Source organism: Aliicoccus persicus (assembly GCF_900110815.1).
In the GTDB taxonomy this organism is placed as follows: Bacteria; Bacillota; Bacilli; order Staphylococcales; family Salinicoccaceae; genus Aliicoccus; species Aliicoccus persicus.
Map to the genome: position 1 here is coordinate 118,176 of NZ_FOIT01000003.1, position 10,428 is coordinate 128,603.

Below are 10,428 nucleotides of genomic sequence, written 5' to 3' on the forward strand. Positions count from 1 at the left end.
AATTCTGTCTAGAGTTTTTTTAAAACGATTTTCTAATACATTATGAATAGGTGGTTTTTAAGATGTATTTTTGCGATAAAGTGCTCATTGTTGAAGGTAAAACAGATAAGCGAAGAGTCGAAGAAGTATTGATTGAACCAGTTCAAATTATATGTACGTATGGCACGATGGGGATCGAGAAGTTTGATGAAATTCTCGAACAACTCAACGGCAACGATATTTATATATTATCTGACGCCGATAAAGAAGGTCGTAATATTAGAAAATGGTTTAAAAAACATTTAAGTGAAAGCACACACATTTATATAGATCCAAAGTTTGGTGAAGTTGGACGATGCCCGAGAGATTATTTGGCAAATGTTCTCATGCGCCACGGTTTTTATGTCGATACAAGTTTAGTAATGAGAGGCAAGTATAATAATGAGGAACGAACTAAGTACGACAGAAGTATCCAGTATAATCCAATCTAAATCACGCGTAATTATTTTCGGTTTCGCACCGATTTGTATGACATGTGAAATCTCACATCGCATGCTAAAAATTGTTCAAGAAACATTGAAGTTTAAATTTTACTCGATCGATTTAAATTATCATCAAGAATGGGTACAACAAGAACAATTAATGTCTGTACCAGTGTTGCTATTGATCGAAGATGGAAAAATTATCGACAGAATTTATGCATTTCGTGATGTTTCTTATCTTTTTGAAAAATTAGAAAATTTTACGGTTGACGAACAAAATTAGTGATGATATGATTGGCAACAACAAATTAAATATTGTTTTAACTCTTATCAAGAGTGGTGGAGGGAAGTGCCCGATGATACCACGGCAACCGTCTTTTAGACAAGGTGCCAAGTCACTGTTATTTATTTAACGAAGATGAGAGGTTAAAGTATTTTAATATACTAACCTACTCATTAAATTTATTGAGTAGGTTTTTTTGTTGGAAAGGAGGAGCCAAGTGATTGAAATTAAAGATGTCTCAAAGTTATTCAAAACGAAATCCGGGGATGTCCAAGCAGTTGATAACGTATCGATTCAAGTCGATAAAGGTGAAATTTTCGGTGTGATCGGTTACTCAGGTGCTGGGAAATCGACACTTATTCGATTGCTGAATGGCCTTGAGACAGTATCGAGTGGTGATATTCGCATCGGAGACGATTATATCAATGCACTGAGTGGTAGAGCGCTTAGGCAGAAGCGTCAGAAAGTATCGATGATCTTTCAACATTTTAATTTACTCTGGTCTAGAACTGTTGAACAGAATATTAGTTTTCCACTTGAGATCGCCGGTGTAAATCGGCGAGAACGCAAGAAACGCGTTAAGGAATTGATCGACTTAGTTGGATTAACGGGTCGAGAAAAAGCATATCCGAGTCAACTGTCCGGTGGTCAGAAACAGCGCGTGGGCATTGCACGCGCTTTATCGAATGAACCTGAGGTGTTGCTCTGTGATGAGGCAACGAGTGCACTTGACCCAGAGACAACAGATGAGGTACTCGACTTACTGCTCGATATACGAGAGAAACTGGGACTGACGATCGTGTTGATTACACATGAGATGTATGTCATTCGAAAAATTTGTGACCGCGCAGCGGTGATGGAAAACGGTCGTGTCGTTGAAATTGGAGAAATAAAGCAACTGTTTAGAAATCCACAGTCATCGGTGACGAAACGCTTCGTCAAAGATGATATCGATGATGAAGAAACAAATGTTTCATTTGAAGCATTACGCGAACAATTTCCGAATGCCGAACTGGTTAAATTGTCCTTTGTCGGTTCAAAAAGTAAGACGCCAATCGTCTCAAAAATCATTAAGAAATATGATGTCGATATGAACATCATCGCAGGGTCTATTAAACATACGAACAAAGAGAGTTTTGGTCATCTTCATGTAACGATCGACACATCTCCTTCAGTACTCGAGGCAATTACTAAAGACCTTGCAGCTGAGAATGTGAAGCTGGAGGTCGAGACGCATGGATAAATTACGTGAAGATTTTCTAGAGATGATTAGCTTTGAAAACGTTCAATGGGATAGAGTTTGGGAAGAGACAGTCGCAACGCTTTATATGACTGGATACGCAACGTTGTTCACATTTATTTTAGGATTGATCGTCGGTATTATTTTATTTTTGAGTGGTCGTTCAGACGGACGCTTCATACGGGTAATTTACTTAGTGACAGCCTTTTTAGTGAACTTGTTCCGCGCAGTGCCTTTTATCATATTAATTATTTTACTCATACCATTTACTTCAGAAATCATGGGAACAATCATGGGTGTTAAAGGTGCATTACCTGCATTGATTTTAAGTTCAGCACCGTTTTACGCGAGACTCGTTGAGATTGCACTAAAAGAAATCGATAAAGGCGTCATCGAAGCAGCACAGTCGATGGGTGCAAATATATGGCACATCATTTTTAAAGTGTTGATTCCAGAATCATTACCTGCACTCATTTCAGGTATCACAGTCACTGCGATTATGCTCGTTGGTGCAACGGCAATCGCAGGTGTTATCGGTGCAGGTGGGTTAGGTACACTCGCTTACATGGTCGGACATACACGTGGACAACCAGACGTCACACTGGTTGCAACAATAGCAATACTGATTATTGTCTTTATCATCCAGATTGTAGGAGATTTAACATCTAAAGCAGTCGATAAACGATAATCATAAATATAAATATTATAAAAAAATAGGAGAGATTTATTATGAAATTAAACAAATTTGCTAGGTTCACATCAATTGCAGCTGCGTCAGTTATTGCGTTTTCAACTTTAACATCAGGTGCATACGCGCAAGAAGATGACGAAGTAGTTATTAAAATCGGTGCTTCACCTGCACCACATGCTGAAATTTTAGAAGAAGCGGCTAAGATTCTTGAAGAAGAAGGCATCGTTTTAGACATCTCTGTGATCAACGACTATGTGACACCAAATAGACTTTTATATGAAGAAGAATTAGATGCAAACTTCTTCCAACATATTCCTTTCCTAGACAATGATAATGAAACAAATGATTACGATCTTGTAAACTTAGGCCCTGTACATATTGAGCCAATCGCAGTTTACTCTCAAGATTATGAATCAATTACAGATTTACCAGATGGTGCAACAATTCTCGTGTCGAATAACGTTGCAGATGAAGGACGTATCCTTTCATTCTTCTTGGACGAAGGATTGATTGAAATCGAAGAAGGTATCGAAATTCAAGATGCAAGATTTGAAGACATTACAGAAAACCCACATAACTTTGATTTCAATAACAATTCAGCACCAGAGTTATTAGTGAATCTTTACGAATATAATGAAGGTGACGTAACAATCATCAACTCAAACTTTGCAATCGATGGTGACTTAAATCCAGTTGAAGACTCAATCGCCATCGAAGATGGAGATTCACCTTATGTAAACGTCATTGCAGTACGTAACGGAGATGAAGAACGTGAAGAGCTCGTTCGCTTACTTGAAGTATTGCAAAGTGAAGAAATTCAAACATTCATTGAGGAAACTTATGACGGTGCAGTCATTCCAGTAGATGATACTGACGATGATGAAGACGAAGAAGCAGAAGACGATGAAGATGAAGAATCAGAAGACGTTGAAGAAGAAACAGAAGAAGACACTGAGGATGAAGAGGATGAAGAGTAATTTTAATGCACAATAGTTATGACGAGTTATCGTGCATTATTCGTGGTATAATGAGCCCGTAAAGGAGATGAAATTATGCACGAAGAACAAAGATCATTTGATGGTACACTAGTTGCAGTTTCTTACATCTCTACTCTCGTTTCTTTATTAATTATTCCAATCTTAATATGGGTAATCAAAAGAGATGAGGGCGGCGAGACAGAGCAAGGACTTCGCGATGTCATGAACTATGGAATTAGCTACTCTATTTACTTAGCGATCTCTAGTCTATTGATGATTGTATTAATCGGATTTGTAACGACGCCGTTAATCGGATTAGCGCTTGTCATTTTCTCTATCTGTGGTGCTGTTAAAACAGCAGGTGGCGAACGTTGGAGACCACCTTTTGTACTGAATCTACTATAGAATAGTAATAATACTTGTCGACTCACTATGGTTATTACGAATTAAGAAAATTAGACTTAAAAATTTAAGGTATACCACCTGTTTTTGCAGGCGGTATACCTTTTTAATTTTGTATTTGTGTCATTCCTGATAAATCTCTTAAAATTAACCTGTTTAGTTATTAATTTACCGCAAAATGATGTAGACTATAAATGTAATAAAAATCACACTTTTGTTTGATTCTTATTTAGAATTATTATAAACTAGAGTAGTGATAAGAAAAATATTTTGTGGAGGGTATTATTCATGACTTCAGTTTTAGAGATTAAAGATTTACACGTTGAAATCGACGGTAAACCAATTTTAAAAGGGATCGATCTAACGCTTAAACAAGGTGAGATTCACGCAGTAATGGGTCCAAACGGTACTGGTAAATCAACTTTGGCACAAGCGATTATGGGTCACCCAAGATATGATGTTACACAAGGTGAAGTATTATTAGACGGTGAAAACGTACTTGAGATGGAAGTAGACGAGCGTGCACACGCAGGTCTTTTCTTAGGTATGCAGTATCCATCTGAAATCTCTGGTGTAACAAACTCAGACTTCTTACGTTCAGCAATCAATTCACAGCGTGAAGAAGGCGACGAAATTAACTTGATGCAATTCATCAAGAAGTTAGATAAAAACATGAATGAACTCGAAATGGACTTAGACATGTCTACACGTTATTTAAACGAAGGTTTCTCTGGTGGGGAGAAAAAACGTAACGAGATTCTTCAATTATTAATGCTAGAACCAAAATTCGGTATTTTAGATGAGATTGACTCTGGTCTAGACATCGACGCACTTAAAGTTGTTTCTAAAGGAATTAACTCAATGCGCGGTGAAAACTTCGGTGCTTTAATCATCACGCACTACCAGCGTTTACTTAACTACATCACGCCTGATTTCGTACACGTTATCATGAAAGGTAAAGTAGTTAAATCTGGTGGTAAAGAATTAGCTGAGCGCTTAGAGGCAGAAGGTTACGAGTGGATTAAAGATGAGCTCGGTATCGAAGACGAAACGGTTGTAGAATAATAAGACAGGAGGATACTCATGACTACTGAAGTAAAAGATTTTAAGTTAGATGGTGAGTCGATCATCGCACGTTCTAAAGAGCGTGGTGAAGGGGACTTTATCGTTGGTAAAAAACAAGAAGCAATCGACAAGTTCGATGCTTTAGAAATGCCAAAACCGGATAAGACAAGAATTAACCGTTGGGATTTCTTCACTGTTTCTTCACCAGTTGTAAATAGCGAAGTGTATGAAAGCTTAGAAACATTGCCAAACACGGTGAAAGAAGTTGTCGATTTAGACGTCGTAGAAAACCTATACGTACAACACAATAATACGCCTGCATTTTTAAAAGTCTCTGACGACTTATTAGAGCAAGGTGTCATTGTTGAAAATATATTTGAAGCAAGTGAGAACCATAGAGAACTTGTTGAAAAATACTTTATGACAGATGGTGTCAAAATTGACGAGCATAAGCTTGCAGCATACCATGCAGCAATGTTAAACGGTGGACTCTTCGTTTACGTACCTAAAAATGTAAAGGTACCGACACCAATCCAAATGGTTGTATTACATGATGATGAGAACGCGTCATTATTCAATCACTTGTTACTCGTTGCTGATGAAGGGTCGGAAGTGACATTCGTAGAAAACTACGTATCAACTGTTGAAGAATCAAAAGAGCAGTTGAACATCATCTCAGAAGTCATCGCAAAAGATAATGCAAAAATCACATATGGTGCAGTTGACTTCTTAGCAGCTGGATTTACTGGTTATGCAAACCGTCGCGGCGTTGCTTCAAATGATGCAACAATCGACTGGGCACTTGGTCTGATGAACGATTCAAACGTTATTTATGACAACACGACATATTTAATGGGTGACCGTTCAAACTCAGATTTAAAAATTGTTGTCGTAGGTCGCGGAGATCAAAGACAAAACTTTACAACAAAAATTATCCATTACGGTAAAGAATCTAATGGTCATATTTTAAAACACGGTGTGATGAAAGATAGCGCAACAAGTATCTTTAACGGTATTGGTCAAATTAAAAAAGGTGCTTCTGGTGCCGATGCACAACAGGAATCTCGTGTACTGATGTTAAACGATCGTGCACGTGGAGATGCAAACCCTATTTTACTCATCGATGAAGATGATGTAACTGCAGGTCACGCGGCGTCAGTTGGACGTGTTGACCCAATTCAACTCTTCTACTTGATGAGCCGTGGTATTTCACAAAAAGAAGCAGAAAGACTCGTGATCCATGGGTTCTTAGCACCAGTTGTTAAGGCTTTACCAATCGAATCAGTTAAACGTCAGTTAACTGAAGTGATTGAGCTTAAAGTCGTTTCTAAATAGTTTACGAAAGGGAGTGTGTCAATGGATATATTTGAATACCGAAAAGATTTCCCGATTCTCGATCAAGAAGTGAACGGAAATCCACTCGTCTACTTTGACACGTCTGCAACAAGTCAAACCCCTGTACAAGTCATACAAGCAATGAGCGAGTATTATGAAGGATATAATTCTAACGTACACCGTGGTGTACACACGCTCGGTACGAAAGCGACAGAAGCATATGAAGCGACGCGCATGAAAACGCGTCAGTTTATCAATGCGAAACGCTTTGGAGAAATAGTATTTACACGTGGTACAACAGCTGCAATCAACTTGGTTGCCCGTAGTTTTGGCGACATGATGGTTGAGTCTGGTGATGAGATTATCGTGACGGAAATGGAACACCACGCAAACCTCGTACCTTGGCAGGAGCTAGCGAAACGTACAGGTGCAAAACTCGTGTTTATTCCATTGGAAGATGACGGCACGATTAAGATCGATTCAGTCAAAAATGTTGTCACAGATAAAACGAAAATCGTGGCGATTACACATGTTTCTAATGTACTAGGTACAATTAACGATATTAAAGAAATTGCACGCATTGCACACGAGAATGATGCATACATCGTCGTCGATGGTGCACAAGCCGTGCCTCACTTAGCTGTTGATGTTCAAGACTTAAATGTTGATTTCTACGCATTCAGTGCACACAAGATGCTCGGGCCAACGGGCATCGGTGTACTTTACGGAAAGATGGAACATCTGAAGAAAATGGAACCAGTTGAATATGGCGGTGACATGATTGATTTTGTTGAAAAAGAAACATCAACATGGACGGAAGTGCCTGTGAAGTTTGAAGCAGGTACACCGATGATTGCCGAAGCGATCGGTTTAAGTGCAGCAATTGACTACATTACTGAAGTCGGACTGGAAAACATCAGTGCATATGAAGATAAACTGACTAAGTATGCGATGGAGAAAATGCGTAACATTGAAGGCATCGAAATCTATGGACCAGAAACACGTGCTGGATTGGTGACGTTTAACTTAGATGGCGTGCACCCTCACGATTTATCTACAGTGCTTGATTCAGACGGGATTGCAGTAAGAGCAGGGCACCATTGTGCACAGCCGCTCATGAGGTTATTAGGCGTTTCGTCAACAGCAAGAGCGAGTTTTTATTTCTATAATAGTACAGAAGAAATTGATCGTTTTATCGAAGGCTTGAAACGCGCGAAGGAGTTTTTCAATTATGAACTTTAATAATTTGAATCAACTATACCGCTCGGTAATTATGGATCATTATAAAAACCCGCGCAATAAAGGTATTATTGAAGATGGTGACTATACAGTCGATATGAATAACCCGACTTGTGGAGATCGCATCCATTTGACATTGAATGTTGAAGACAATGTGATTAAAGATGCGAAGTTTGACGGTGAAGGATGTTCGATTTCAATGTCATCAGCATCGATGATGACCGAAGTCATCAAGGGTAAGACGATCGAAGAAGCACTTGAAGTAAGTGATGAGTTTAGCAAGATGATGCTCGGCGAAGATTATAATGTTACAGATGACATGGGAGATATAGAAGCACTGAATGGTGTCAATCAGTTTCCTGCACGTATCAAGTGTGCTACATTGACATGGAAGGCACTTGAACGTGGTGTCAAAGCCGACGTTGAATAATATAAGGAGTGATCAACATGGTAAAAAACGCACCAGAAATTGGCGATTACAAATATGGATTCCATGATGAAGACGTCTCAGTTTTCCGTTCAGATAGAGGTTTGACAGAAGAAATCGTTCGTGAAATTTCTAATATGAAAGGTGAACCACAGTGGATGTTAGACTTCCGTTTGAAGTCTTTAAAGCATTTCTACAAAATGCCAATGCCAATGTGGGGTGGGGATTTATCAGAGTTAAACTTTGATGAAATCACATACTATGTAAAACCATCAGAAAAAACAGAGCGTTCATGGGATGAAGTTCCAGAAGAAATTAAACGCACATTCGATAAATTAGGTATTCCAGAAGCAGAGCAAAAGTACTTAGCAGGTGTTTCTGCACAGTATGAATCTGAAGTGGTATACCACAACATGGAGAAAGACTTAGAAGAAAAAGGTGTAATCTTCAAAGATACGGACTCTGCATTACGTGAAAACGAAGAGTTATTTAAAGAGCACTGGGCAACAGTAGTACCACCAACGGACAACAAGTTCGCTGCGTTAAACTCAGCAGTTTGGTCAGGTGGATCATTTATCTACTGTCCACCAAACGTGAAATTAGATACACCATTACAAGCATATTTCCGTATTAACTCAGAAAACATGGGTCAGTTTGAGCGTACACTCATCATCTGTGATGAAGGTTCAAGCGTACACTATGTAGAAGGTTGTACAGCACCAGTATTTACGACGAATTCACTGCACTCAGCTGTTGTTGAAATCATCGTTAAAAAAGATGCATACTGCCGTTACACAACGATCCAAAACTGGGCAAACAACGTATATAACTTAGTAACTAAGCGTACATTCGTTGATGCGAACGGTACGATGGAATGGGTTGACGGTAACATAGGTTCGAAAGTGACAATGAAATACCCAGCAGTACACCTACGAGGAGAAGGTGCACGTGGTATGACATTATCAATCGCACTTGCAGGAAAAGGACAACACCAAGATGCTGGTGCAAAAATGTATCACCACGCACCGAATACATCTTCAACAATCGTTTCAAAATCGATTGCACAAAAAGGTGGTAAAGTGACGTACCGTGGTATCGTACACTTCGGACGTAAAGCAGAAGGCGCACGTTCAAATATCGAGTGTGATACGTTGCTGATGGATAGCCAGTCAACTTCAGATACAATTCCATATAACGAAATGTTAAATGATAACATCTCATTGGAACACGAAGCGAAAGTTTCTAAAGTATCAGAAGAACAGTTATTCTACTTGATGAGCCGTGGTATCGGTGAAATCGAAGCAACAGAAATGATCGTCATGGGCTTCATTGAACCATTCACAAAAGAATTACCAATGGAATATGCAGTAGAAATGAACCGTCTAATCAGCTTTGAAATGGAAGGTTCGATTGGTTAATTTTTATAATGTGCTTTTAGAAGAGAGACGGATTGACGTCTCTCTTTTTTTGTTTGGTTGATTAATCGATATTTACAACTTCTGAATGTCATAAACAATTTGAAAGTTTGTTATGATGGTCATGAGTAAGTATACGTTTTATCCCTTAAAAATTTTTATTAAACAGAGACAGGAGAATTGAATATGGATTTAAAACAATATTTTGACAAAGGAATCGATTTCGAGACGTACGTTTCACAAATGGAATCGCATAAAGAGAATATGCAATACGTTTATGAGAATTTTAAACTTCCAGCAGGTAGCGATTTATCAGACATCAAAGATAAAGATTTACGTGTCCTTGTAATTAGTGAAGACTGGTGTGGAGATGCGATGATGAACATGCCGATTTTAAGACATATTGCTGATGAAGCAGGCTATGAAGTGCGCATTGTTTATAGAGATCAGAATCTTGAATTGATGGATCAATATTTAACAAACGGTGGACGCTCAATTCCGAAGTTTATCTATTTAGATGAGAATTTTAATGACCTTGGCAATTGGGGACCACGTGCAGAATCCGTTCAGAAACTTGTCGATGAAAGAAAAGCTTTGTTACCTCACAAAGACACTGCAGGATTTAAAGATGCTCAACAAGCTTATATCAATGACTTGACGGAACGGTATCGTACAAATGAAACACTGTGGAACGAAGTATACGAAAGCATCCGTGCAAGTTTTGTCAGATTATAACTGAAACCTTATTAAAATGGGTATATAAATACTATTCAATGTAGTTTTATAAAATAAAGAATATGATTTTGTTTATTAATAGGATTTGCGCGCCAATGAGAGTCGCTCATAGTCCGTCAAACTGATTTGCTCGCCAATGAGAGTCGCTCATAGTCCGT

The 10,428-nt window shown here is 38.6% G+C and carries 12 protein-coding genes and 1 riboswitch; all 12 genes read left to right on the plus strand.

What is annotated here, in order from left to right; translation table 11 throughout:
* The first annotated feature begins 62 nt into the window (after positions 1 to 62).
* Complete coding sequence (locus BMW30_RS05980) at positions 63 to 470, plus strand: toprim domain-containing protein (protein ID WP_091474859.1); 408 nt, start codon at positions 63 to 65, stop codon at positions 468 to 470.
* Positions 421 to 744, plus strand: a complete 324-nt coding sequence (locus BMW30_RS05985; RefSeq protein ID WP_091474861.1) for a thioredoxin family protein — start codon at positions 421 to 423, stop codon at positions 742 to 744. The genes BMW30_RS05980 and BMW30_RS05985 overlap by 50 nt, the downstream gene beginning before the upstream one ends.
* 41 nt (positions 745 to 785) lie before the next feature.
* A riboswitch (SAM riboswitch) is annotated at positions 786 to 886 on the plus strand.
* 75 nt (positions 887 to 961) lie between these two features.
* Positions 962 to 1,987, plus strand: coding sequence for a methionine ABC transporter ATP-binding protein (locus BMW30_RS05990; RefSeq protein WP_091474863.1), 1,026 nt, complete (start codon positions 962 to 964; stop codon positions 1,985 to 1,987).
* Positions 1,980 to 2,672 carry a methionine ABC transporter permease gene (locus BMW30_RS05995; protein WP_091474864.1) on the plus strand — a complete coding sequence of 231 codons (693 nt, stop codon included), beginning with the start codon at positions 1,980 to 1,982 and terminating at the stop codon, positions 2,670 to 2,672. Before BMW30_RS05990 ends, BMW30_RS05995 begins: the two co-directional genes overlap by 8 nt.
* A 41-nt stretch (positions 2,673 to 2,713) precedes the next feature.
* Positions 2,714 to 3,652 carry a MetQ/NlpA family ABC transporter substrate-binding protein gene (locus tag BMW30_RS06000; RefSeq protein ID WP_091474866.1) on the plus strand — a complete coding sequence of 313 codons (939 nt, stop codon included), beginning with the start codon at positions 2,714 to 2,716 and terminating at the stop codon, positions 3,650 to 3,652.
* Positions 3,653 to 3,727: 75 nt separating this feature from the next.
* Positions 3,728 to 4,057 carry a DUF4870 domain-containing protein gene (locus BMW30_RS06005; protein WP_091474868.1) on the plus strand — a complete coding sequence of 110 codons (330 nt, stop codon included), beginning with the start codon at positions 3,728 to 3,730 and terminating at the stop codon, positions 4,055 to 4,057.
* Positions 4,058 to 4,342: 285 nt separating this feature from the next.
* On the plus strand, positions 4,343 to 5,119 hold the full coding sequence (gene sufC, locus BMW30_RS06010) for a Fe-S cluster assembly ATPase SufC (protein ID WP_091474869.1): 777 nt from the start codon (positions 4,343 to 4,345) through the stop codon (positions 5,117 to 5,119).
* Between the two features lie 18 nt (positions 5,120 to 5,137).
* Positions 5,138 to 6,454, plus strand: a complete 1,317-nt coding sequence (gene sufD, locus BMW30_RS06015) for a Fe-S cluster assembly protein SufD (RefSeq protein ID WP_091474871.1) — start codon at positions 5,138 to 5,140, stop codon at positions 6,452 to 6,454.
* Positions 6,455 to 6,475: 21 nt separating this feature from the next.
* Positions 6,476 to 7,696, plus strand: a complete 1,221-nt coding sequence (locus BMW30_RS06020) for a cysteine desulfurase (protein ID WP_091474872.1) — start codon at positions 6,476 to 6,478, stop codon at positions 7,694 to 7,696.
* Positions 7,686 to 8,123, plus strand: coding sequence for a Fe-S cluster assembly sulfur transfer protein SufU (gene sufU, locus BMW30_RS06025; protein WP_091474874.1), 438 nt, complete (start codon positions 7,686 to 7,688; stop codon positions 8,121 to 8,123). The genes BMW30_RS06020 and sufU overlap by 11 nt, the downstream gene beginning before the upstream one ends.
* Before the next feature lie 17 nt (positions 8,124 to 8,140).
* A complete protein-coding gene (gene sufB, locus BMW30_RS06030; RefSeq protein ID WP_091474876.1) occupies positions 8,141 to 9,538 on the plus strand; it encodes a Fe-S cluster assembly protein SufB in 1,398 nt (465 codons plus the stop codon).
* 183 nt (positions 9,539 to 9,721) lie between these two features.
* The gene (locus tag BMW30_RS06035; protein WP_245705640.1) at positions 9,722 to 10,270 is read left to right on the plus strand and encodes a thioredoxin family protein; all 549 of its coding nucleotides are present in this window, start codon (positions 9,722 to 9,724) and stop codon (positions 10,268 to 10,270) included.
* Positions 10,271 to 10,428 lie beyond the last annotated feature (158 nt).